The sequence below is a fragment of the Streptomyces sp. AMJ-169 genome (genome assembly GCF_055597585.1).
In genome coordinates this window covers 346,050-367,981 of the sequence record NZ_JBVLTJ010000002.1, presented here as the reverse complement: position 1 = coordinate 367,981, position 21,932 = coordinate 346,050, and the positions used below count along the sequence as shown (strand labels likewise).

The following is a 21,932-nucleotide window of genomic DNA, read 5'->3' as shown; positions in this document are numbered from 1 at the left end:
GGAAATAGACGGTATCTGCCCAGCTCACGCGAGCGGGGTCTGGTGCGTGCAGCTGCAAGGCGGAGGAGGGCGTCGACGCGGTGGGGGCACCTCCCGGCCGAAGGCTGGGGGACGTCGGCAACCGACGACAACGCCTGGGGGTACCCCCTGCTCGAAGAGCTTGGGGGAGCGCGTGCCAGGGCCCGCGACACCGGCAAGATCCGCCGGACAGGCCCTAGCTCGCGCGGCGGGCGGTGGCGGCGGTCACACGGCCGTCAGGGGGCCGTCAAAGGTGCGCGCGGCGGCGTATGGGAGCCGTCAAGAGCGGGTGAACCCGGCCCGACCTGGGGGTTTGCTCTGAGGGTCAGATCCGGATGGCCGGATGATCTCGACTCTCGCTAGGAGTTCGCGATGGCCGATGTGGCCTTCGTCGTCACCACGATCGCGGTGTTCGCGCTGGTGGCTCTCGTCGCCAAGGGGGTGGCGAAGCTGTGAGCGTCGAGAACGTCGTGGGCCTGATCGTGGCCGTCGCGCTCCTGGGCTATCTCGTCCTCGCCCTGATCTTCCCGGAGAGGTTCTGAGACCTCATGGGACCTGTTCTGGCCGGAGTGCTCCAACTCCTCGCCCTGATAGGGGCGCTGGCGCTCGCGTATGTCCCGTTCGGGGACTACATGGCGCGTGTCTACTCCTCCCGCTCGCACTGGCGGGCGGAGAAGTGGATCTACAAGGGGATCGGCGCCGACCCCGACACCGAGATGCGCTGGCCGGCGTATCTGCGCGGGGTGCTCGCGTTCTCCGCCGCCGGTGTGCTGTTCCTGTATCTGCTCCAGCGGCTGCAAGGGGTGCTGCCGGGGTCGCTCGGGTTCGCCTCGATCGAGCCGGCGCAGGCGTTCAACACGGCCGTGTCGTTCGTGACGAACACCAACTGGCAGTCGTACTACGGCGAGCAGGCCATGGGGCACGTCGTGCAGACGGCCGGGCTCGCCGTGCAGAACTTCGTCTCGGCGGCCGTCGGGATCGCGGTCGCGGTGGCCCTCGTACGGGGCTTCGCGCGCTCGCGGACCGGTGAACTCGGGAACTTCTGGGCGGACTTGGTGCGGGGGGTCGTCCGCATCCTGGTGCCGGGCGCGGTGATCGCGGCTGTGGTGCTCGTCGCCTGTGGGGTGATACAGAACTTCTCCGGTATTCATGAAGTCGGGCAGTTCATGGGCGGGTCGCAGCAGTGGAACGGGGGTGCGGTCGCTTCTCAGGAGGCCATCAAGGAGTTCGGGACCAATGGCGGCGGGTATTTCAACGCCAATTCCGCGCATCCCTTCGAGAACCCGACTCCCTTCACCAATCTTTTCGAGATCTTCCTGATGCTGGTCATCCCGTTCTCCTTGACGCGGACTTTCGGGGTGCTGGTCGGCTCGGTCAAGCAGGGGTACGCGATTCTCGCGACCATGGCGACGATCTGGGTCGGTTTCGTCGGGCTGATGATGTGGAGCGAGTTCGCGCACCACGGGCCCGCGCTCCAGCTCGCGGGCGGCGCGATGGAGGGCAAGGAGGTCAGGTTCGGGATCGGCGGATCGTCCATCTTCGCCGTCTCCACGACGCTGACCTCGACCGGAGCCGTCGACTCCTTCCACTCCTCGTTCACGGGGCTCGGCGGCGGGATCACCATGCTCGGCATGATGCTGGGCGAGATCGCGCCCGGCGGCACCGGATCCGGGCTCTACGGAATGCTCATCATGGCGGTCATCGCGGTGTTCATCGCGGGCCTCATGGTCGGCCGCACGCCGGAATACCTGGGCAAGAAGATCGGCGCCCGGGAGATCAAACTCGCCGCCTGCTACATCCTGATCACCCCGGCGCTCGTCCTGGTCTTCACCGCCGCCTCCATGGCACTGCCGACCCCGCCGCACTCCATGCTGAATTCCGGCGCGCACGGATTCTCGGAAGTGCTGTACGCGTTCACCTCGGCCGCCAACAACAACGGCTCCGCTTTCGCCGGTCTCAACGCCAACACGGACTGGTACAACACGACGACCGCGCTCGCGATGGCCCTCGGGCGGTTCCTGCCGATGGTGTTCGTGCTGGCGCTGGCGGGCTCGCTCGCCGAACAGCGCCCGGTGCCGGTCACGGCGGGCACCCTGCGCACCGAAAAGCCTTTGTTCACCGGCCTGTTGGTGGGGGCGATCCTCATCATCACGGGGCTGACCTACTTCCCGGCGCTGGCGCTGGGCCCGCTGGCGGAGGGGCTGGCGTCATGACGACTCTCACGCGTACGAAACCCCAAGAAGAACTGCCTGTCGAGCGGGACCCCGGTCAAAGCCGGGTCGGCGCGGGCCTGTTCGACCCCAAGCAGCTGCTGAGGTCGCTGCCCGAGGCGTGCCGCAAGCTCGATCCGAGGGTGATGGTCAAGTCACCCGTGATGTTCGTGGTGTGGATCGGCTCGGTGCTGACCACCGCGTTCTCCTTCACGAACCCCGGCGACTGGTTCGGCTGGGCGATCAGCGCCTGGCTGTGGCTGACGGTCGTCTTCGCCAACCTCGCCGAGGCGGTCGCCGAAGGGCGCGGCAAGGCGCAGGCCGACACCCTGCGCAAGGCCAAGACCGACACGGTCGCCCGCAAGGTCGACGGCACCGAAGTCCCGGGCACGGAACTGAAGATCGGGGACCTCGTCGTCTGCGTGGCGGGCGATGTCATCCCCGGTGACGGCGATGTCGTCGAGGGCGTCGCGTCGGTCGACGAGTCGGCGATCACCGGTGAGTCGGCGCCCGTCATCCGGGAGTCGGGCGGTGACCGCAGCGCCGTCACGGGCGGGACGAAGGTGCTGTCCGACCGGATCGTCATCAAGATCACGACGAAGCCCGGTGAGACGTTCATCGACCGGATGATCAGCCTCGTCGAGGGCGCGGCCCGGCAGAAGACGCCCAACGAGATCGCGCTGAACATCCTGCTGGCCTCGCTGACCATCGTCTTCCTGCTGGCCTGCGCCACGCTCCCGCCGTTCGCCACCTACGCGGGCACCCACCTGACGATGGTCGTCCTGGTCGCGCTGCTTGTCTGCCTCATCCCGACGACGATCGGCGCGCTGCTCTCCGCGATCGGCATCGCCGGCATGGACCGGCTGGTCCAGCGCAACGTACTCGCCATGTCCGGAAGGGCGGTTGAGGCGGCGGGGGACGTCTCGACGCTGCTGCTCGACAAGACCGGGACCATCACCTACGGCAACCGGCGGGCGGCGGAGTTCGTGCCCGTGCGCGGGACGACGGAGGCGGAGGTCGCCGACGCGGCCCAGCTGTCGTCGCTGGCCGACGAGACCCCCGAGGGGCGGTCCATCGTCGTCCTCGCCAAGGAGAGGTACGGGCTGCGGGAGCGGCACGAAGGGGAGCTGGCGGGCGCGGAGTGGATCGGGTTCACCGCGCAGACCCGGATGTCGGGCGTCGACGTCGACGGCCGCCACATCCGCAAGGGCGCAACGGCCTCCGTCCTCAAGTGGGTTGACGAACGCGGTGGCGACATCGCCCCGGACGCCAAGGAGTTGACCGAGGCCATCTCGGGGGCGGGCGGCACCCCGCTGCTCGTCGCCGTCGAAGACGCCCGAGGGGCACGGGTGTTGGGCGTCATCAACCTCAAGGACGTCGTCAAGGACGGTATGCGCGAGCGGTTCGACGAGCTGCGCCGCATGGGCATCAAGACGGTGATGATCACCGGCGACAACCCGCTCACCGCCCGCGCGATCGCCGAGGAGGCCGGCGTCGACGACTTCCTCGCCGAGGCCACCCCCGAGGACAAGATGGCCCTCATCAAGCGGGAGCAGGCGGGCGGCAAGCTGGTCGCGATGACCGGCGACGGCACCAACGACGCCCCCGCGCTCGCGCAGGCCGACGTCGGCGTCGCGATGAACACAGGCACGTCGGCCGCGAAGGAGGCCGGCAACATGGTCGACCTCGACTCCGACCCGACCAAGCTCATCGAGATCGTCGAGATCGGCAAGCAACTCCTCATCACCCGGGGCGCGTTGACGACGTTCTCGATCGCCAACGACGTCGCCAAGTACTTCGCGATCATCCCGGCGCTGTTCGCGGCCGTCTACCCGGGCCTGGACAAGCTCAACATCATGCACCTGTCCTCGCCCGACTCCGCGATCCTGTCGGCCGTCATCTTCAACGCGCTGGTCATCATCGCGCTGGTGCCGCTGTCGCTGAAGGGCGTGCGCTACCGGCCGGTCAGCGCGGACAGGCTGCTGCGGCGCAACCTCGCGGTGTACGGGCTGGGCGGACTGATCGTGCCGTTCATCGGCATCAAACTCATCGACCTGCTCATTTCGTTGATTCCCGGGATCGGCTGAAGGCCATGAACAACTCCTTTGTGAACAGCGCCCGGTTGCTGGGCGCGGGACTGCGCGCCCTGCTCGTCCTGACGCTGGTGACCGGCGTCGTCTACCCGCTGGTCGTGACCGGTATCGCCCAGGCCGCGTTCAGCCACCAGGCCAACGGCTCGGAGCTCAAGTCCGGTGGCCGGGTGGTCGGTTCGTCGCTCATCGGCCAACAGGGCTACAGCCTCGGCTACTTCCAGGGGCGGCCCGCGAACGGCCTGGGCACCAACACCGTCAACACCCAGTACAAGCTGCTGCTTTCGGGCGCGACGAACCTCTCCGCCGACAGCAAGACTCTGGTCAAGCAGATCGAGGACGCCAAGGCGAAGGTGGTCAAGGACAACTCGGTGCCGGGCTACACCGTCCAGCCGTCCCAGGTCCCCGCCGACGCGGTGACGTCCTCCGGCTCAGGACTCGACCCCGACATCTCCACGGCGTACGCCCGACTCCAGGTCCACCGGGTCGCGTTGGAGAACGGCCTCTCGGTGAGCGCGGTGGAGAAGCTGGTCGGGGAGCACACGCAGGGCCGTACGCTCGGCTTCATCGGTGAGCCGCGCGTCAACGTCCTCGAACTCAACGCCGCGCTCAGGACCCTCGTCAAGGCGGGCTGATGACCAGGGTGCTGGTCGTCGAGGACGACCCCCAGCTCGTACGGGCCCTCGTGCTCAACCTCCAGGCCCGCCGCTACGGCGTCGACGCCGCCCCCGACGGCGCCGCCGCCCTGCGGCTCGCCACCCTGCGCCGCCCGGACGTCGTCCTGCTCGACCTCGGGCTGCCCGACATGGACGGCGTCGACGTCATCCGCGCGCTGCGCACCTGGACGCGGACGCCGATCATGGTGATCTCCGCCCGGCAGGCCTCGCAGGAGAAGGTCGCCGCGCTCGACGCGGGCGCCGACGACTACATCACCAAGCCGTTCAGCATGGACGAGCTCCTCGCCCGGCTGCGGGCGGCGGTCCGGCGCACCGAGGAGCCGGAGCCGGAGACCCGCCTGGTCGAGACCGACGGCTTCCGCCTCGACCTCCTCGCGAAGAAAGCCGTGCGCGACGGCCACGACGTGCGGCTCACGCCCACCGAGTGGCATCTGCTGGAGATCCTCGTCACCCGGCCGGGGCGGCTCGTCACACAGAAGCAGCTGCTCCAGGAGGTGTGGGGGGTGACGCAGACCAGCAAGAGCAACTACCTGCGGGTGTACATGGCCCAGCTGCGGCGGAAGCTGGAGGCCGACCCGGCGCATCCGCGCCATCTGATCACCGAGCCGGGCATGGGGTACCGGTTCGAGAGGGGGGATTCCGACGGCACCGCCCGGTGAGGCCGTTATCATCACGCATGTGGAACGTTCCCAAGAATTCCCTCCCCCGCCCCCCATAGTCGTCTGGGACCTCGGCGGCGTCCTGGCCCCCTCCGGCCGCGCCCTGACCGCCCTGGCGGCGGCCCTGGACCTCCCCGAACCCGAACTCGCGGCCCCCTACTGGGAGTTCAGGGACGCCTACGACCTCGGCGGCGCCCCCGACGGGTACTGGTCCCGGATCGGCGCCGCCCTCGGGCGCCCGCTGGACGCCGAGTGGGTCGAGCGGCTCGACCGTATAGACACCGAGGGCTGGTCCGGCATCACCGCCGAGGCGACCGCTCTGCTCAACCAACTCACCGCCCAGGGAACCCCGTTGGGCGTCCTGTCGAACGCGCCGGGCTCGCTCGCGGCGGCCGTGCGCCGGGCGGAGTGGAGCCGGCGGTTCGAGACGCTGGTCTTCTCCAGCGACCTCGGCCTGATGAAACCGGACCCGGAGATCTACCGCGGCGCGGGGGAGCGGCTGGGCCGGGCCCCGCAGGACGTCGTCTTCTTCGACGACCGCCCCGTGAACGTCGAGGCCGCGCGGGCGCACGGCTGGCGCGCGCACGTGTGGACCGGCGCCGAGGAGGCCGCCGCGCTGCTCGCGCGCGAAGGCGTGCTCGATGGCTGAGCGGCCCAAGAACCCGACGATCATAGACGTGGCGGAACGCGCCGGGGTCTCCAAGTCCGTTGTCTCCAGGGTGATTTCGGGGCGCGGCAGCGTCGGCGAGGACACCCGGCGGCGGGTCGCCGAGGCGGCCCGCGAGCTGGGGTACGTCGTCAACGCGTCCGCGCGCGCGATGGTCGCCCGGCGGACGTACACGGTCGGCGCGTTCGTCCGCGACGCCGCGACCCCGTTCTACGGCCACCTCCTCACCGCGATGCAGGAGCGCGCCGCCTTCCACGGCTACCGGGTGGTCACCGCGACCGGCTCCGGGAAGTTCGAAGTCGACGACGAGTACCGGGCGTTGGAGACCCTGGCGATGCTCCGGGTGGAGGCGCTCATCGTGTGCAGCGGGCTGCTGCCCAGCGAACGCATCGTCCCGTTCGCCGCCCGGCTGCCCACCGTCGTCGCGGGCCGCCCCGAGACCCACCCCAGCATCACCAGCGTCTACTGCGACGAGGAACAGGGCGGCGCCGCCCTCGCCGACCACCTCTGCGACCTCGGCCACCGCGAAGTCGCCGTGATCACCGTCCCGTTCAGCGATTCGGTGACCATGGGCCCGCGCACCGAGGCCATGTCCAGACGCCTGCGCCAGCGCGGGGCGCGGGTGCTGGAGATACCGGGGGCGCACCGGGAGACGGCCGGGATGTGGGCGGCGGAGGTGCTGCGCCGGCCCGGCATCACGGCCGTGATGGCACCCAGCGACCGGCACGCGGTGGCGCTCCTGGAGCAGCTCCAGATGCGGGGCGTCGACGTCCCCGGGCGGCTGTCCGTGACCGGGTACGACGCGATCGGGGAGTACCGGACCCCCTTGATCGGGCTGACCCACTGGCGCCAGCCGATCGAGCTGATCGGGGCGCGGGCGGTCGACGCGCTGGTCCAGCTCCTGGACGGGGAGCAGCCGCCCGCGCACCACCAGGCGCTGCCGGGGGCGCTGGTGGTGGGGCGGACGGCGGCGGCGCCGACGCCGGCGCGCTGAGGCCGGTGGACCGGCAGCGTTCGCCCATTGTTCACCTGGGTGGCGCTGTCGTCGTCCCGGCGGGGGTGGGAACGTTCCACACATGGTGTTTGGGAACGTTCCACTCCGGCGTGGGGGTGGCGGGGCTGGCGGAGCCGGCGGGACCGGCGGGACCGGCGGGACCGGCGAGGTCGGTAGAGCTGGCGCGGCTGGCGGAGTCCGAGGGCTCGGCAGGGTCGGGCGGCCTGGCCGACTGACCGGTTCGGGCCGTTTCGCCGGCCCTCTTATGGTCCTGCCCTGCCTCGGCCTGCTCCTGGTCTTCGCGTACTGGCCCGTCGTACGCGGCTTCGGCTTGAGCCTCTACGACACGGATCTGCTGGGCGAGCCGACGCGGTTCGCCGGGGCCGCGCACTACGCCGACCTCTTCACCGATCCCGACCTGCGGCGGGCGCTGCTGGCCACGGCGGTGATCGCGGGGCTGAGCGTGACGCTGTCGGTGGGCGGCGCGCTGGCGGCCGTACTGCCGCTGCGGCGGGCCGCGAGCCGGCCGCGCGCGGTGGTGTCGGTGCTGCTGTCGATGCCGTTCGCCTACTCGGCGGCAGCGGCGTCGGCCGTCTTCGCGGGCCTGTTCGCGCCGGCGGTCGGCACCCTGAACGAAGTGCTCGCGCATATCGGCGTCGACGGCCCCCAGTGGCTCAACTCCCCGTTCTGGGCGGTCATTTCGATCTCGGTGGCGACGGCCTGGTACGAATTCGGCTTCGCCTTCCTCGTGTTGCTCGCCGCCCTCACCCAACTCGACCAGCAGGTCATCGAGGCGGCGGCCCTCGACGGCGCCGCCGGACTGCGGCTGGCCCGCTCGGTCATCGTCCCGATGCTCCGCCCCAGCCTGATCTTCCTGCTGGTCACCCAGACGATCAGCGGACTCCAGATCTTCACCCAGGTACAGGTGCTGACGAGGGGCGGCCCCAGCGGCTCGACCTCGACGCTGGTCTTCGAGCTCTACCAGCGGGCGTTCGGCGAGGCGCTGCCGCAGGTGGGTACGGCGTCGGCGCTGGCGGTCGCACTGCTGGTGCTGGTGACCGCGATCACGGCGCTCCAGTTCCGGGTGCTGCGGAGGTGGGCGTGATGGCAACTTCGTTCTCTGACCGGGGAGTCGGTGTGCGGCGTGTCCAACTCGCCTCCCTGGCCCGCTGGTTGTGGCTGGGCGCGGTCGTCCTGGCCGTGGCGTTCCCGGTGTACGTCACCGTCGTCACCGCGCTCCTCCCGGCGGGCGACGTCGCGGCGGGCCGGTTGGTCCCGGTGCCCGGCCGGCTGACCCTGGCCAACGTGCGGGCGGCGCTGGACTCGGCGCCGCTGGGCCACCAGTACCTGGTCAGCGTCGCGGCGACCACGCTCCAGGCGGGCGCCCAGCTGGCGACGGCGGCGCTGGCGGCGTACGCGCTGGTCTTCCCGCGCTGGCGGGGGCGGGGGGTGGCCTTCGCGCTGGTGCTGGCGACGCTCGCGTTCCCCGGGGAGAGCCTGGTGATCCCCAACTTCGAGCTGGTGACGGCACTTGGGCTGCGCGACACGCTTCTGGGCATCGTCGTCCCGTACTTGGCCGCCGGATACGCCGTGTTCCTGCTGCGGCAGGCCTTCCTGGGGCTGCCGAGGGAGGTGTGGGAGGCGGCGCGGCTCGACGGCTGCGGGGAGCTGCGCGCGCTGCTGCACGTCGTACTCCCCATGGCCCGGCCGCAGTTGGTGACGGCGGCGATGTGGTGCGCGCTGTCGGCGTGGAACGGGTACTTCTGGCCGCTGCTCATCACCGACTCGCCGCAGCGGCGGACCGTGCAGGTCGGGCTGGCCCAGCTGGTCACCGACCAGGCCACCGCGCCGGCCGTGATCTACGCCGGGACGCTGCTCGTGCTGCTGCCGACGCTGCTGCTGGTGCTGTTCGGGCAGCGGTTCCTGGTGCGGGGGCTGGCGGCGCGGGTCAGTACCTGAGCCGCTTCTGAAACCGGCTGTTTGCCGGCCAACTCCCTTGCCCCCAAAGTCCTTTGCTCAACTCCTCTGTGTCTCACGAAAGTTGATGGAGCGATGCTCAGACGACCGTACGCCTCGGCGGCCTGCCTCGCGGCCGCGGCGCTCACCCTCACCGCCTGCGGCGGCACCGGCACCCCGGCGGGCAAGGCGGCCGACGGGGCCGCGCCCGGACCGTCGGCCCTGGCCAAGGCGACCGGACCGGTCACCGTGACCCTCTGGCACGGCCTCGGCGGCCCCGCCGGACAGGCCCTCCAGGCGGAGATCGACGCGTTCAACAAGGCCAACGCCGGGAAGATCGCCGTCAAGGCGTCTTTCCAGGGCAGCTACGCCGACGCGATCGCCAAGTACGCCTCGGCGGTGCGCGGCGGCGGCACCCCGAGCGTCATGGTCAGCAACGACATCACCAGCGGCTACCTGCGCGACACTCAGCAGACCGTGTCCGCGCAGGCGATGGCCGCCGCCAACCCCGGCGACCTCGACCTCACCAAACTCCGCCCGGCGGCCCGCAGTTACTACACGGCCGACGGCAAGCTGCTCGCCGTACCGCTCAACACCTCGATGCCGCTGCTGTACGTCAACGACGCGTTGCTCAAGCAGGCCGGCGTGGACCGCTCGACGCTCGGCACGCTGGCCGGGGTAACGGCCGCCGCCCGCAAGGTACATGCGGCGGTGCCGGGTACGAAGGGGCTCGACCAGCCCTTCGACGACTGGTGGTTCGAGCAGCTGAGCGCGGCGAGCGGCTCGCCGTACTGCACGCCGGGCAACGGGCGCACCGCGGGCGGCGCGACGGCGCTGTCGCTGACAAGTCCCGCCCAGCGCAAGGCGTTTGGCGAGGTCGCCGACCTCTACACGTCCGGCGTCGGCCTCGACACCGGCACCGACGGCAACGCGGCCGTCTCCGCGTTCGCCGCCGGCAAGACCGCCATGATGTTCAACTCCAGTGGCGCCATCGGTGCGTTGAAGAAGACGGACATGAAGGGCTGGTCCGCGCTGCCGTATCCGATCTCGGGTGCGCGCGCGGACGCGGGCGCGGCGATCGGCGGGGCCGCGATGTGGGTCGACCAGGCCGGCCACAGCGCCGCCGAACAGGTCGCGAGCTGGAAGCTGATCTCGTACCTCGCCTCGGCGAGCACGCAGGAGCGGTTCGCGAAGGCCTCCGGGTACGCCCCCATCAACACGGACGTCGCGGGCTCCCCCACGTGGAAAGCGTTCTTGGGCGCGAACGAGCCGTACGCCGTCCTCGACAAGCAGTTCAGCGAGACCCCGGCGGTCACGGCCACGGCCGGCTGCCTCAGCGGGGCCATGCCCGGGGTGCGCGACGTCGTCGTCCCGCAGATGCAGCAGGCGTTCGCCGGCAAGACCTCGCTGGACAGCGCGTTGAAGGCGGCCGAGCGGGCGGGCACCGAGAAGATCGTCAACTACCGGAAGCAGGCGGGGCAGTGAGTGACACAGAGATAGCCGGCCTGGCGGCCATGGCGAAGGGCGCGGCGGCCTCCGCGGTGACCGCCCGCTTCGCGCGCGCCGCCGGCGACCCCTACCGCTACGGCGTCTACCTCCGCCCCGACCCGGCGACCTGCGCGGCGGTGACGACGATCACGGACCACGTCCGCGCCCAGTACGGCTTCGTCTCCTCCGGCGCGTTCCCCCCGCACGCCACCCTCGTCGGCAGCCGCCATCTCCCGGGCCCGGTCGAGGAGATCACGGCCGCGCTGACCGGCGCTTTGGCCGGCGTACGCCCCTTCACGGTGCACAACGCGGGTGTCCGCCCCCAGGGCGTGGGTCTGGTCTACGACGTCCACCACCTGGCCGACGGCACCACCCCCAACGCGGAGTTCATCGACCTGGCGGCCCAAGTCGAGGCGGCCGTACGCCCGTTGGAGACCCCGGCGGCCAACCCGGCGGAGCACCCCTTCGACCCGGCGACGTTCCGCGCCCATCTCTCCCTCCTCTCCCACGACTTGTACGTCCGCCCCGACCTGGGCGCGGAGGCGAAGTCCTTCGTCCACGCCCTGCCGGTGACCCACCCCGAGACGTTCCCGGGCCACACGGTCACCCTCTACCGCACGCGCAGCGACGACTGGAGCGGGCGCTGGTGGCAGACGCTGACGTGGGAGCACGTGCGGACGTGGACGCTGGGGGAGTGAACCGGCGTCGGCCGGACGGCCCCGGGCGCGTCCCGCACTAGGCCGTCCGGGTCGTCGTCCCCCTGACCTCGCCCCCCAGCACCCCCACCCCACGGAACCGCACAAGTATGTTCGTCATCCAGTAATACAAACCCACTCGGGATGTACGGACGAACATGAGGCGACACACGATGGGCAGGCGGTTCAGGGGTACGGCGCTGACGTGCGCTTTTCTCACGGCGGGGCTGGCGACGAGCTGTACGGCGGCGGGGCACGGCAGTGACGCCGGTCCGTCGTCCTCGGCGTCGTCCCCCGCCCCCCAGCGCACCGGCGCGACCACGCAGACGGACGCGCTCGCCGCCGCCTACCGCAAGTGGGGCCTCCCGCAGCTCGCCCCCGCGCCCGCCCCGCCGGCGGTCAAGCCGGTGAAACTGCCGGCGGCGGGCGGCGCGGTGCCGGTGGTCAGCGACATCCCGACCGACCAGAAGATCGTGTTCCTCACGTTCGACGACGGGGCCGAGAAGGACCCGAAGTTCGTGACGATGATGAGCGAACTCAAGCTGCCTTTCACGATGTTCCTCACCGACGCCGCCATCAGCAGCGACTACGGCTACTTCACGAAACTCCAGCGGCTCGGCGGCGACATCCAGAACCACACCCTCACCCACCCCGACATGAACACCCTCGGCGCGGCGGCCCAGAAGGAGCAGATCTGCGGCCAGCAGGCCAAGTTGAAGGCGCACTACGGTGTCACCCCGCGCCTGTTCCGCCCGCCCTACGGCAACTGGAACGAGAACACCCGTGCGGCGGCGGCGAGTTGCGGCATCCAGGGCATCGTCCTGTGGCGCGAGTCCATGCAGATCAAGAACATGCAGTACCAGCGCGGCGACAAGAAGCTGCACCCCGGCGACATCATCCTGGCCCACTTCCGGGGCCCGTCGGAGCTGAAGGGGACCACGATGACGCGGATGACGCAGAACATGCTGCGGCACATCCAGGAGCAGGGCTTCACGGTCGCGCGGCTGGAGGACTACATGTGACGCCGGGACCGCTCAACTCCCGAAGTACGCCTTCTCGTTGACGTGGTACATGTAGTCCCGCCAGTGCGCCTTGAGGTACGTGTACCGCGCCGGGTCATAGCCCCACAACTGCTCCAACGCCCCTTCGATCACAGGCTCGTTGGCGCGGACAAAGTCCAACACCGCCTCGGAGACCGGCGCGTACGACCAGTGCCACCGCTCCTCGCTGATCGCCGGCGAGGCCTTCGCCGTGTCGGCGGTGTAGGTCTGGAGGAAGCCGTACCCGGACGCGTTCGCGCGCAGCCAGGCGTAGTTGGCGGCTTCGGGGCCGCCGTCCGCCCACTCCTGCGGGGTGGTGTCGAAGAAGTCCGCGTCGCTGCCGAGGTGGTGGCGGGAGACGCCGGGCGCGGTCGAGGTGCGCAGGATCTCGATCTGCCGTTCGTCGGCGGTGAGTTCGGCCCACACCTCGCGGTGGGAGTCCTTGTCCGGGTCCCACTGCGGATCGGTGCCGAGCTGCGCGGCGTACCGGGCGCGGACGGCGTCGACGACGATCCCGAAGGTGCCCGCGCCGCCCGAACCGGTGCGCAGGAACTCGTACTTGCGGTCCCATATCTGCCGCTGCACGGCCGCGGCGCGCACCCACGAGACGACGACGGAGTCCCGCGCGACCGACAGACCGGCCGCCGCAGCGTCCGCCAACGCCCCTATCTGCACGTCCATTTCGGCCTTCAGCGAGCCCGGCGCGCTCCCGGTGCCGGTGATCCACGCGGCGACGGCGGCGGGCTCGGCCTCCGCCAGCACCTGCGACACGGCCCATGTGCGCCGGTCGATGCCCCACTGCGAGCGGTACGTCCGGGCCGGCACCTCGTCCGCCGCGAACGCCAGCTCGCCGAGCGCGGCGGCCCCGGCGGCTCCCACCCCGGCCGCGAGCAGGCCGAGGACCCGGCGGCGGCCAGGGCCTTTACGGCGGTGGGAGGGGGGCTGTCCGTTGCGCGCGCCGTGCATGTCGTTCCGTCCTCGGTGCTGTGTCTCTACACGCCCTTGAAAGTACGACAATCGTACGCACACGACGGCCCGGGTCCTGGACCCGGGCCGTCGTGAACAGGCTCTCCCTCAGCCGGATTTGATGCTCAGCGCTGCCAACTGGCCTTGGCCAGCGCGGGGACGAAGCGCAGGGCGTCCACGGTGCCGACGCCGGTCGCCATGTCGTATCCGTCGACCGCCTTGTAACCGGTCACGCCCGCATAGGAGTTGTCGGTGCCGTCGTTGACGTCGACGATCCCGTCGCGCGCGGAGTGGCGGGCGTACAGCGTGTACAGGGCCTGGTGGATGTCGCCCACCCGGTGGCCCGCCGCCTGGTCGGCGAGGGCAACGATCCCCGAGAACAAGGGAGTTGCCTCGCTGGTGCCGCCGTAGACGTTCCAGCCGACGGCCGTCGGGTCGTAGCTGGAGTACACCCACGCGCCGCCGTCGACCGCGGCGGACATCGAGATGTCGGGGGTGCCGCGCTGGGCGCCGACGACGTTCTTCACGCCGTTCTGGAAGGCGGGCCGGGCGAACACGTGCGACTGACCGCCGCCGCCGGCGCCGTGGTCGTTGTACACGCTGTCCGGCTTGACGCGGTTGCCCTTGTCGTCCAGGTGCAGCTGCGTACCGCCGACCGACGTCACCAACGGGTCCGACGACGGCCAGGAGTTGACGCGCTCCTTGTAGTAAGTCTTGCCGTCCGCCTGCATGTCGGTCGCGCCGCCGTCACCCGAGGCGGCAAGTACCGTCACGTGCTTGCGACTTGCGTCCTGGTAGGCGTACCGCAGGTTCTTGATGCTGGAGAAGTCGCCCTTGCCGAAGCCCGGGAACGTGTTCTCCGTCGCCCCGAAACTCTGGCTGATGACGTCCCCGACGCCTTGGTCGATGAGGTGCTTCTCCGCGCTCATCATCTCCGGCAGCCCGGTGGTGCCCTCGGTCTCGGACACCGCGGTCTCGACGACGACGAGCTTCGCGTCCGGCGCCACGGCGTGCGCCATCTCCACGTCCAGCGTCGTCTCCCCGGCCCAGCCCGCCATGTCGGCGTTCTTCGGGTCGAAGACCGGCACCTTCCCCCACTTCACGACCTGGATCTTGGTGCTGCGGAGGCCGAACTGCTTGCTGTAGACGTCGAGATCGTGCTGGAGCGTCGGCGACCCGTACGAGTCGACGATCACGATCGTCCGCCCCTTGCCCGTGATCCCGGCCCGGTAAAGGGGGTTGAGGTCGTAGGCGGTCCGATACTGGAGCGGCGTATAGCAGTTGATCTTCCATTTGGCCTGGCACTGCGCGCTGCTCAGCGGGCTGCTGACACCGCGCGCCAGGGTGTGTCCGGCGATCGCGGGTGTGGCCAGGGTGTGTGACGTGACACCGACAGCCGCGGCGACCGGCACGGCCGCGGGCGCGGCAACGGCCAGCGCGGCGACGGCGATCGCCACCGCGACGCCGCGCCCCGTACGGGCTCTGCGCATGAATCCCCCTGTGGTCCGGAGTCTCACCTAGTGGTCTGTTCGCATCAGACCTAGGGGGTCATGTGCATATCAAGGGGGTTGGGTGGGTGATGCCGAAGGCTTTACCAGGGGATGGACCGGGGTCAGCGCACCGGAAACCCAAACGAATACCCCTCCCCCTTCAACCACGGCAGCAGCTCCCGCAGTGCCGCCACGGTCTGCGACCGGTCCCCGCCCGCGTCATGGAAAAGCAGCGTCGGCCCGTTGGAGATCTCCCCCTTGACCGTCGCCACGATCGACGCCGTCCCCCGCCGCTCGAAGTCCTTGGAATCGACGTTCCACCCCAGCGGCCGCATCCCGTGCGAGGCGGCGAGCCGCCGGCTGTACGGCGTGAACGCGCCGCCGGGCGCCCGGTAGTAGAGCGGCCGTACGCCCCCCGACGCCTCGGTGATCATCCGCTCGGCGTCGAGGATCTGCCGCGACTGATAGGCCTCGGGCTTGTGGTCCATCGTCACGTCGTGCGAGACGGTGTGGTCACACAGCCGGTGCCCCGCCGCCACGATGTCCTTGACCAGATCCGGATGCGCCTGCGCGGCGGGACCGAGCACACAGAACGTCGCCTTCACCCCGAACTCCTTGAACAGGGCCAGCACTTGGGGCGTCCAGACCGGGTCGGGCCCGTCGTCCACCGTGATGTTGACGGCCCGTGCGCCCCCCTCCGAGGCATGCGCGATCTCCGCCGACACGGCCGCCGCCGCCCGGCTCCGCGGCTGCGCCGAAGCGGCCGGGGCCCCCGCCCGGGGCGCGGGCCCCTCGACGGAACCGCCCCGCGCGTACGACGCCAGCGCGGCCACCGCGGTCACCCCGAGCGCCGCCGCGAGCACCTTGCCGGCCCAGCCCCGCCCGTGTCCGCGTCCGCGCTCGTGTCCGCTGTTGCGCCGCATGTCTTCCCGTCCCCTGCCGTCGCTGTGGCCCGTGCGTCAGGCAAGAGGGGGTGACGGGGGCGGGGGCTCCGGCTGTTACGGATCGCGGACGAATTCGCGGGGGGTTGGGGATACGGGGGGCTCCTCGAAGGTCGTACGCAGGCTCCCCGGCCGGTGTTGCGAAGGCCCCGCGGTCAGTCGTACGCACCCGCCCTTACCCCCGCCCCCACCCAACCCCCGACCACTTCTTACTCCCCGGCCAGAACCCCCACCCCCTTCCAGCCATCTCAAAGGAGGGCGAATGACCTGTCGGAGCCGTGCGAGGCGCCGGGAACAGAAGAGGGAGAGAGCGTGTCGGCCATCAGCCAGCGGACGCACCTGCTGCTGCTCACCGCCTGGGCGACGCTGTGGTTCGCCGTGGTCGAGCGGCACGGCGGCTTCTCCTGGCACTACCTGCGGACGGGCGGAGAGCTGCTCTACGCCGGCGCGGGCCGCGCGGACGGCGGGCTGAACCTGTACGCCCATCACCCCGAGCTCCAGATGGGCCCGGTCAGTTTTCTTACGGCGGGCCTGTTCAACCCGTTCCCCGAACAGGTCGGGCAGTTCCTGGCCGCCGCCGTGATGTCGCTGCTGGGCCTGATCATCCTGGTGGTCGTGGGCCGCAGCGCCGCCTGCCACTTCCTCGGCACTGGCATCAACCACCAGCGCCTGCGGCAACGGGTGCTGATCGCGGGCCTCGCCTTCATCCCGATGTGGATCGAGGTCGCCGTCCGCTTCGGGCACCTGGACGACGTACTCGCCCTCTTCTTCACCGCCCTGGCCGTCAACGCGCTGACCCGTGGCAACCCCGCCGCGACCGGCGTCTTCCTGGCCCTGGCGATGGACTCCAAACCCACGGCCCTGGCCTTCCTCCCCCTCCTCCTGGCCCTCCCCCGCCGCCAATGGCCGCGCGCGGCCCTGTGGTGTACGGCGCTGCTGGCGCTGGCCTGGCTGCCGTTCCTGCTCGGCGCGCCGCACTCCTTCGCCGCCGCCGAGTTCACCATCCCCAACCAGCCGGCGTCGGCGCTGCGCTGGCTGGGCGTCGACGATCCCCGCACCCCGTCGTGGGACCGCCCCGCCCAGGCGGCGGCGAGCCTCGCCCTGGGCTGCGCCGCGGTCTGGCGCGGACGCTGGCCCGCGGTCGTACTCCTCGGCGCCAACGCGCGCATCGCGCTGGATCCGAGCGTGTACACGTACTACACGGCCTCCGTCCTGCTGGGCACCTTGCTGTGGGACGTGATCGGGCAGCGGCGGCTGGTGCCCTGGTGGAGCTGGATCGCGCTGCTCACCCTCTACGGCCCGGTCTTCGTCATACCCGATGACGCGGCTCGGGGGTTGATTCGGTTGGGGTTTGTGGTGATTTCTACCGGTTATGTGTTGTTTTGGCCTGTGCGGGATCGGGGGAGGAGGGTGAAGGGGCGGGGGCGTTCCTGATCGTGTCGGCCGTGGGGGGAATGTCATGGAGCAGCTTCAGAAGCTCGTCGTCCGGCACGGGGAGTGCGAACAGCAGCCCGTGCGCTTCCGTCCGACGACGTGGCGGCCACGGCTGGCGGCGCACGGAGCCGAGCACGTACTCGACATCGGTGTCAGGACCACGGCAGGCGACCGTCTCATCACCCGGGACGACCTGACCCGCCTGCGGGATCGGGTCGGTGAAGACCCCGACGGCCTGCGCGACTTGTTCGCGGCCGTCATGATCTGGGGCTCGGGCACCGCCAACGGGCGCGGGCCGCGGTACGCCGAGGCGGCCCTGGCCGATCCGCGTATGCCCACGGTCCTGCGGGCCACCCGCGACGCGGTCCGCGCCGGTGATCTCAGCGGGGCCTACCGGAAGTTCCGGCTCACGGGGGTGGGGCGGTCCTTCTTCACCAAGTGGTTCGCCGCGGTGGACGACCGCCCCGCCCCCTGCGAACGGGCGCTGATCCTCGACGACCGCGTCTTCCGCTCCCTCAACGCCCTCGGCTGGTCCAGCTGGAAAACAGCGGGTACGCATCATTGGCCGACTCGGTACGCCACTTACGTGAGCGCCATGCATGGCTGGGCGTCGGGGGTGGGGGTTACGGCGGAGCGGCTTGAGTGGGTTCTGTTTCATGTGGATGGGGTGGGGGTGGGGGAGGGGTGAGTTCTGGGGGGCGGTTTCCCGCTGCACCTATCGCCTGCCCTGATCCGTAAAGCAAAAAGGCCCAAGTCTCTGACTTGGGCCCTGCGTTATGGAGCGGGTGACGAGAATCGAACTCGCACTCTCAGCTTGGGAAGCTTGAGTCTTGTGGGTGCCGGAACCGCACTGACCTGCGGTGGAACTGTGCTCCGGCCCATGGCGGACCGTGGTCGATTTCCCCTTGTTCCCCGTGAGTCCCCGCAGGTTCTGGCACGCAAATGGCACGCCTCCTGTTTCTCGTCGTCCCGGAGGTTGGGCCCTGGACGTCTGCGCCTCAGCCGATGAACGTCAACCACGATGGTGGTTGCGTCGAACGATCAGGCGCGCGTGTGCCTCGTTGCACCCCCACCGGCCTTAGCCACGTTGCTGTGAATTTTCTTTATTTCCTGTGTGAGACGCCCGGCGGGTGGGAGGCGATGGCACGTTGCGACTCGGGACGATCGAGCTTGACTCTGCCGATGCCGATCTGCATGGCCATCAGGTCAACTACTTGGCGGAGATATGGAAAAACATCGGGAATTCCGACATCATTCCCAAATGTCATCGCATGCTCCGGCGAGATCGAAGGATTCCCCGGGCCGATTCGATAATTCCCCACCACTTCGGCTTCAATATTCCCGATAGGTTTTTCTGACTTGCCGTGAGCTGTGGCAGTGCACGACAGGCCGATATGAATATGATCTTTACTGAACCCAAAGGAGCGCTTAATGGAGATTTCCCATTCCGCCGCCTGCCCGGGACGCATCCTCTCGGCGCTTAGGCGCTTGGTTGCAACTTGGCACAGATGGGCATTTCCATGCAACCACTTCGGGTCGGTCGCGGGTTCTTCTGTGGGAGTCAAATCTGACATGTCACTGCACCCGCACCGTGCGATGTTCGATCACGGAGTCATCAACGCTTTCCCAGGCAACGGAGTCTTCGGACTCTCTCTCACCTGCGGGGGAATTTGCCTTTCGTACGATTGGCAGTTCAATGACTTCTGCCCAAGTTACGTACTGCTGCTCTTCGTCCACGTCGCATTCGTCCTGCGGTCGACTGGCGACTATGCGGCTTCGCGCCGCTCCCGCTTCAACCCGCTCCAAGGACAGTTCGTAGCCCAGGGCGTGCAGGTACTCGGCAAGCGTGGAGACGTGCATGTTACCGTCACCATGAAGTACTTGGTTTACAGCGGATTTCCGGATTCCTAGCCTGCGAGCAAGATCGCTCTGAGTCATCCTTGACTCGGCTAGGCTGTTATGGATGGCAGCGAGTGCTTCATAACGTAGGCGTGCCGCAGAAAGTGCGCGAGCGCCCTCTTCTGTTGAGGCGAGTCGTTCGTACAAGTTCTTCATTACGCTGAGCTATCCTCCTTCATCACCCAGAGAGCCTTGTCAATTTCCTTACGTGGCGTCTTTTGGGAATTCTTTAGGAAGCCGTGAGTCAGACGTGCAGTCTTTCCCGTGAAGTGCGTACAGTAAAAGAAAGGGAGTCTCGCATCTCCGGCCTTAATCTCATATATTTCACCGCGAAGGTGGTTTAGCTGAAGGGGGACCCTTAGAGTTCCTCGCTCCGCAAATTCCTCCAATCGCACTGCAATATCTGCAAGCCTTTGGAGGTTTCCCTTTCGTTTGATTTTTTTCTCCAAGTCGGCAATGAAATCGTCGGCTTCAGACCTGCCTTCCGTCGTTCGCGCAGCTTCGATCATGAGTGCAGTCCCGCGCTCGTAGCTGATCCGTTGGCAGTCTGCGCATGTTGCCCGCCGTACAGTTTCCACTGTACTGCCCTCCCCGAACGAGCGATATGAGTGAGCGGGATGCTATCCCGGTTGCGACACTGTGGAGCCGCTTCGGTGCGTTTCGTTCCTGATCGATGGCTTGGTGCGCCATGCGTTGACCAGGCATACAGAGCCTCTTGAGCGGCCGACTGTCCAAGTGGCGACTTAGCCCTCGCTGGCGCCAGGTGGCTGATTGATGCGTGCGGCACGGGCGCCGACCGGGCTGGAGCGGGGCGGAGACAGGAGCGCAGGCCCGGCCGGGGGCCGGGCCGCGCGCGGGGAGCGGAGCGAGCCGCCTTGAACTAGTAGAGAAAGTTGTAACTCACCCCTGGTGGCGGGTTACTCGGGGATGGCTCGGGCCACGGTGACCATGAGTGCGATGACCCACAGAACTCCGGTGACTGTGACGGCGACGGCGCATGCCTTGTTCATGCAAGCTCCAGCTCGGCCGGGTCGGCCATCCACTCGATCCCGCCGTTCGGCGGCCGGACGAACGCCTTGGTCTCCGTGCGGCGGTCCTGAGGGGCACTAGCCGGGTCCGTCCAATCCTCGATCACAGCCTTGAGGATGCCGCTGCGGGTCCCATCAGTGACCGTCTGCCCGATAAGCCGAGCAGTGACCATCACGCACCCCTCTCCCACTCACAGTCGGCGCAGCCGGGAACAGGACACGGCGAGTACGACGGAAAGGGAAGCTCGCCTTTCCCGTACCAGTGTTGAACGCACCGCCGCACTCGCCCCACCAGCCGGCAGGCAAGCCTTCCGAGCTCCCCGAGAGCCGACCCCGCTGAGGAACCCCCACCACTCTCACGCAGACGATGACACGCTTGTCCGGAGCCCTCATCAAACCCCCCTCCCGCGCTTCCTCGGCATCGGGTAATAACAAGTCGCATGCCGATAATCGGCCATCCCCCGCCCACTCCCCCCATGATCGACGGCAAGCCGCACAACCCTCTCCTCCCGGCCGATCAACTGCTTGCAGTCGGCACAGACATGCCCCGAGGGCGCATAGGTCGTGTACGCGACCGGCGCCACCCGAACGACCTTGCTACGACGCCCACTTGTGCTGTCGGACATGGTCCTCAACCCCTCTTGTCCTTAGATCCGTCTCGATGACCGTGGACGCGACCCCCGAGTGCCGGCCGCGCCCGAAACCGACGCTCAGCTCAGGGGCGGCCTCCTCGAGGGGGAGGTGTACAGCAGGGCCGTGACCGCGTAGCCGTTCCCGCTGCGGTGGACGACGACCCGGTGGGCGATCGCGCTGACCATGTCCAGCCCCCGCCCGTGCTCGGCCTCCTGGTCCTGGTGCTCGGCCTTCGGAGCGGTCCCCGCAGCGCCCTCATCGGTGACCGACACCGCCACCATGTGGGTCGACACGGCGACGGCCAGATGAAAGCCGCCGAACTCCATACCGCTCGCCGTGTGCAGGATCGCGTTCGTGCTCAGCTCGCTCACGATCAGCTCGGCGTCGTCGACCAGAGGCAATCCGCCAAGGATTTCCCGGGTCCAGCGACGGGCCCGGCTGACCTCTTCCGGCAATCCCGGGCAAGTGAGCCCCCAAACCCGGGAACCACTCATATACTCGTGCATACAAGTTCCTTCATGCTGGTAGGCCGCACGCGCAGCGAGTTCGGGTCAGACGAGTTTGACGCCGTCGTGGGCGCGGACGGCGGGCGGAGACATGCCGTCCATCGCGTCCAGAACGCGGATGGCGTACGCCTCGTCGGCCAGCTCGGAGACCTCCTCGCGGGTGGCCCAGCGCAGCGCGCGGGTCTCGCTCCCCGTGGTGGGCGTGCCGTCGGCGATCTCGCAGCGGAAGACCATCGAAACGATCAGGCCGGTCATGTTCTTGTAGACGCCCGTGAGGCTTGCGGGCAGCGCGATCTTGATGCCAGTCTCTTCCAGGACTTCGCGCTGGAGAGCTTCGGGGACGGTCTCCTCGCGTTCGAGGATGCCGCCCGGGGGTTCCCATTTGCCGTTGTCGCGGCGCTGTATCAGGAGGGCTCTGCCTTGGCCGTCGACGACGACCCCGGCGACGCTCACGGAGTGCGGACGTTCAGTGCTCACGTTCCTCGGCCCTCTCGTATGGCTAGGCTCCACACGGTAGCAACTCCAGTCACCCACTCGTCTA

Annotated in this window: 24 protein-coding genes; 15 read left to right on the top strand and 9 right to left on the bottom strand. The window is 69.0% G+C overall.

Features of this window, described 5'->3' with window-relative positions:
- Window positions 1–470: 470 nt before the first annotated feature.
- The 13 genes from kdpF to ACYUD3_RS06175 all read left to right on the top strand — a co-directional run bounded on the left by kdpF (window position 471) and on the right by ACYUD3_RS06175 (window position 12,476).
- Complete coding sequence (kdpF, locus tag ACYUD3_RS06235; RefSeq protein WP_069759860.1) at window positions 471–560, top strand: K(+)-transporting ATPase subunit F; 90 nt, start codon at window positions 471–473, stop codon at window positions 558–560.
- Window positions 561–566: 6 nt separating this feature from the next.
- Window positions 567–2,231 (top strand): potassium-transporting ATPase subunit KdpA, encoded by a 1,665-nt coding sequence (kdpA, locus tag ACYUD3_RS06230; protein ID WP_470964887.1) that lies wholly within the window; start codon window positions 567–569, stop codon window positions 2,229–2,231.
- The gene (gene kdpB / locus ACYUD3_RS06225) at window positions 2,228–4,315 is read left to right on the top strand and encodes a potassium-transporting ATPase subunit KdpB (RefSeq protein ID WP_470964884.1); all 2,088 of its coding nucleotides are present in this window, start codon (window positions 2,228–2,230) and stop codon (window positions 4,313–4,315) included. The genes kdpA and kdpB overlap by 4 nt, the downstream gene beginning before the upstream one ends.
- A gap of 5 nt (window positions 4,316–4,320) precedes the next feature.
- A complete protein-coding gene (kdpC, locus tag ACYUD3_RS06220) occupies window positions 4,321–4,953 on the top strand; it encodes a potassium-transporting ATPase subunit KdpC (protein WP_470964881.1) in 633 nt (210 codons plus the stop codon).
- Complete coding sequence (locus ACYUD3_RS06215) at window positions 4,953–5,654, top strand: response regulator (protein ID WP_470964878.1); 702 nt, start codon at window positions 4,953–4,955, stop codon at window positions 5,652–5,654. Before kdpC ends, ACYUD3_RS06215 begins: the two co-directional genes overlap by 1 nt.
- A 19-nt stretch (window positions 5,655–5,673) precedes the next feature.
- Complete coding sequence (locus ACYUD3_RS06210; RefSeq protein ID WP_470964875.1) at window positions 5,674–6,303, top strand: HAD family hydrolase; 630 nt, start codon at window positions 5,674–5,676, stop codon at window positions 6,301–6,303.
- Complete coding sequence (locus ACYUD3_RS06205) at window positions 6,296–7,315, top strand: LacI family DNA-binding transcriptional regulator (RefSeq protein WP_470964872.1); 1,020 nt, start codon at window positions 6,296–6,298, stop codon at window positions 7,313–7,315. The genes ACYUD3_RS06210 and ACYUD3_RS06205 overlap by 8 nt, the downstream gene beginning before the upstream one ends.
- A gap of 89 nt (window positions 7,316–7,404) precedes the next feature.
- Window positions 7,405–7,551 carry a hypothetical protein gene (locus tag ACYUD3_RS06200; protein ID WP_470964869.1) on the top strand — a complete coding sequence of 49 codons (147 nt, stop codon included), beginning with the start codon at window positions 7,405–7,407 and terminating at the stop codon, window positions 7,549–7,551.
- A 29-nt stretch (window positions 7,552–7,580) separates the two neighbouring features.
- Entirely contained in the window at window positions 7,581–8,420 is an 840-nt protein-coding gene (locus ACYUD3_RS06195; RefSeq protein ID WP_470964866.1) for a carbohydrate ABC transporter permease, read from the top strand.
- Window positions 8,420–9,274, top strand: a complete 855-nt coding sequence (locus ACYUD3_RS06190; protein ID WP_470964863.1) for a carbohydrate ABC transporter permease — start codon at window positions 8,420–8,422, stop codon at window positions 9,272–9,274. The genes ACYUD3_RS06195 and ACYUD3_RS06190 overlap by 1 nt, the downstream gene beginning before the upstream one ends.
- Before the next feature lie 93 nt (window positions 9,275–9,367).
- Window positions 9,368–10,756 carry an extracellular solute-binding protein gene (locus ACYUD3_RS06185; protein WP_470964860.1) on the top strand — a complete coding sequence of 463 codons (1,389 nt, stop codon included), beginning with the start codon at window positions 9,368–9,370 and terminating at the stop codon, window positions 10,754–10,756.
- Window positions 10,753–11,457: a 2'-5' RNA ligase family protein gene (locus ACYUD3_RS06180; RefSeq protein WP_470964857.1), complete on the top strand. Its 705-nt coding sequence runs from the start codon at window positions 10,753–10,755 to the stop codon at window positions 11,455–11,457. The genes ACYUD3_RS06185 and ACYUD3_RS06180 overlap by 4 nt, the downstream gene beginning before the upstream one ends.
- Before the next feature lie 155 nt (window positions 11,458–11,612).
- Window positions 11,613–12,476 (top strand): polysaccharide deacetylase family protein, encoded by an 864-nt coding sequence (locus tag ACYUD3_RS06175; RefSeq protein ID WP_470964854.1) that lies wholly within the window; start codon window positions 11,613–11,615, stop codon window positions 12,474–12,476.
- A gap of 12 nt (window positions 12,477–12,488) precedes the next feature.
- Here ACYUD3_RS06175 and ACYUD3_RS06170 read toward each other — a convergent pair whose 3' ends face one another.
- The 3 genes from ACYUD3_RS06170 to ACYUD3_RS06160 form a co-directional block, all read right to left on the bottom strand.
- Complete coding sequence (locus ACYUD3_RS06170) at window positions 12,489–13,460, bottom strand: D-alanyl-D-alanine carboxypeptidase family protein (protein ID WP_470964851.1); 972 nt, start codon at window positions 13,458–13,460, stop codon at window positions 12,489–12,491.
- A 125-nt stretch (window positions 13,461–13,585) separates the two neighbouring features.
- Window positions 13,586–14,950 carry a S53 family peptidase gene (locus ACYUD3_RS06165; protein WP_470964848.1) on the bottom strand — a complete coding sequence of 455 codons (1,365 nt, stop codon included), beginning with the start codon at window positions 14,948–14,950 and terminating at the stop codon, window positions 13,586–13,588.
- 122 nt (window positions 14,951–15,072) lie between these two features.
- Window positions 15,073–15,873, bottom strand: coding sequence for a polysaccharide deacetylase family protein (locus ACYUD3_RS06160; RefSeq protein ID WP_470964845.1), 801 nt, complete (start codon window positions 15,871–15,873; stop codon window positions 15,073–15,075).
- Window positions 15,874–16,203: 330 nt separating this feature from the next.
- Here ACYUD3_RS06160 and ACYUD3_RS06155 point away from each other — a divergent pair, with 330 nt between their 5' ends.
- Complete coding sequence (locus ACYUD3_RS06155; RefSeq protein WP_470964842.1) at window positions 16,204–17,325, top strand: hypothetical protein; 1,122 nt, start codon at window positions 16,204–16,206, stop codon at window positions 17,323–17,325.
- Between the two features lie 25 nt (window positions 17,326–17,350).
- Window positions 17,351–18,013, top strand: coding sequence for an 8-oxoguanine DNA glycosylase OGG fold protein (locus ACYUD3_RS06150; RefSeq protein ID WP_470964840.1), 663 nt, complete (start codon window positions 17,351–17,353; stop codon window positions 18,011–18,013).
- A 415-nt stretch (window positions 18,014–18,428) separates the two neighbouring features.
- Here the strand turns inward: ACYUD3_RS06150 and ACYUD3_RS06145 are convergent, their stop codons facing one another.
- The 6 genes from ACYUD3_RS06145 to ACYUD3_RS06120 form a co-directional block, all read right to left on the bottom strand.
- Complete coding sequence (locus ACYUD3_RS06145) at window positions 18,429–18,899, bottom strand: hypothetical protein (protein WP_470964837.1); 471 nt, start codon at window positions 18,897–18,899, stop codon at window positions 18,429–18,431.
- 1 nt (window position 18,900) lies between these two features.
- Window positions 18,901–19,380 (bottom strand): helix-turn-helix domain-containing protein, encoded by a 480-nt coding sequence (locus tag ACYUD3_RS06140; protein ID WP_470964834.1) that lies wholly within the window; start codon window positions 19,378–19,380, stop codon window positions 18,901–18,903.
- A complete protein-coding gene (locus ACYUD3_RS06135; RefSeq protein ID WP_470964831.1) occupies window positions 19,380–19,733 on the bottom strand; it encodes a type II toxin-antitoxin system RelE/ParE family toxin in 354 nt (117 codons plus the stop codon). Before ACYUD3_RS06135 ends, ACYUD3_RS06140 begins: the two co-directional genes overlap by 1 nt.
- 497 nt (window positions 19,734–20,230) lie before the next feature.
- Window positions 20,231–20,428 carry a hypothetical protein gene (locus tag ACYUD3_RS06130; RefSeq protein ID WP_470964828.1) on the bottom strand — a complete coding sequence of 66 codons (198 nt, stop codon included), beginning with the start codon at window positions 20,426–20,428 and terminating at the stop codon, window positions 20,231–20,233.
- Between the two features lie 534 nt (window positions 20,429–20,962).
- Entirely contained in the window at window positions 20,963–21,391 is a 429-nt protein-coding gene (locus ACYUD3_RS06125; RefSeq protein WP_470964825.1) for an ATP-binding protein, read from the bottom strand.
- Between the two features lie 45 nt (window positions 21,392–21,436).
- The gene (locus tag ACYUD3_RS06120; protein WP_470966038.1) at window positions 21,437–21,844 is read right to left on the bottom strand and encodes an NUDIX hydrolase; all 408 of its coding nucleotides are present in this window, start codon (window positions 21,842–21,844) and stop codon (window positions 21,437–21,439) included.
- Window positions 21,845–21,932 lie beyond the last annotated feature (88 nt).

Excerpts from the sequence above, each read along its gene's own strand:
- ACYUD3_RS06160 (WP_470964845.1), bottom strand. The coding sequence starts at position 15,873 with ATGCGGCGCAACAGCGGACACGAGCGCGGACGCGGACACGGGCGGGGC.
- ACYUD3_RS06125 (WP_470964825.1), bottom strand. The coding sequence starts at position 21,391 with ATGCACGAGTATATGAGTGGTTCCCGGGTTTGGGGGCTCACTTGCCCG.
- ACYUD3_RS06185 (WP_470964860.1), top strand. The coding sequence starts at position 9,368 with ATGCTCAGACGACCGTACGCCTCGGCGGCCTGCCTCGCGGCCGCGGCG.
- ACYUD3_RS06145 (WP_470964837.1), bottom strand. The coding sequence starts at position 18,899 with ATGTCAGATTTGACTCCCACAGAAGAACCCGCGACCGACCCGAAGTGG.
- ACYUD3_RS06175 (WP_470964854.1), top strand. The coding sequence starts at position 11,613 with ATGAGGCGACACACGATGGGCAGGCGGTTCAGGGGTACGGCGCTGACG.
- kdpC (WP_470964881.1), top strand. The coding sequence starts at position 4,321 with ATGAACAACTCCTTTGTGAACAGCGCCCGGTTGCTGGGCGCGGGACTG.
- ACYUD3_RS06215 (WP_470964878.1), top strand. The coding sequence starts at position 4,953 with ATGACCAGGGTGCTGGTCGTCGAGGACGACCCCCAGCTCGTACGGGCC.
- ACYUD3_RS06150 (WP_470964840.1), top strand. The coding sequence starts at position 17,351 with ATGGAGCAGCTTCAGAAGCTCGTCGTCCGGCACGGGGAGTGCGAACAG.
- kdpA (WP_470964887.1), top strand. The coding sequence starts at position 567 with ATGGGACCTGTTCTGGCCGGAGTGCTCCAACTCCTCGCCCTGATAGGG.
- ACYUD3_RS06205 (WP_470964872.1), top strand. The coding sequence starts at position 6,296 with ATGGCTGAGCGGCCCAAGAACCCGACGATCATAGACGTGGCGGAACGC.
- ACYUD3_RS06165 (WP_470964848.1), bottom strand. The coding sequence starts at position 14,950 with ATGCGCAGAGCCCGTACGGGGCGCGGCGTCGCGGTGGCGATCGCCGTC.
- ACYUD3_RS06135 (WP_470964831.1), bottom strand. The coding sequence starts at position 19,733 with ATGATCGAAGCTGCGCGAACGACGGAAGGCAGGTCTGAAGCCGACGAT.
- ACYUD3_RS06190 (WP_470964863.1), top strand. The coding sequence starts at position 8,420 with ATGGCAACTTCGTTCTCTGACCGGGGAGTCGGTGTGCGGCGTGTCCAA.
- ACYUD3_RS06195 (WP_470964866.1), top strand. The coding sequence starts at position 7,581 with ATGGTCCTGCCCTGCCTCGGCCTGCTCCTGGTCTTCGCGTACTGGCCC.
- kdpB (WP_470964884.1), top strand. The coding sequence starts at position 2,228 with ATGACGACTCTCACGCGTACGAAACCCCAAGAAGAACTGCCTGTCGAG.
- ACYUD3_RS06170 (WP_470964851.1), bottom strand. The coding sequence starts at position 13,460 with ATGCACGGCGCGCGCAACGGACAGCCCCCCTCCCACCGCCGTAAAGGC.
- ACYUD3_RS06140 (WP_470964834.1), bottom strand. The coding sequence starts at position 19,380 with ATGAAGAACTTGTACGAACGACTCGCCTCAACAGAAGAGGGCGCTCGC.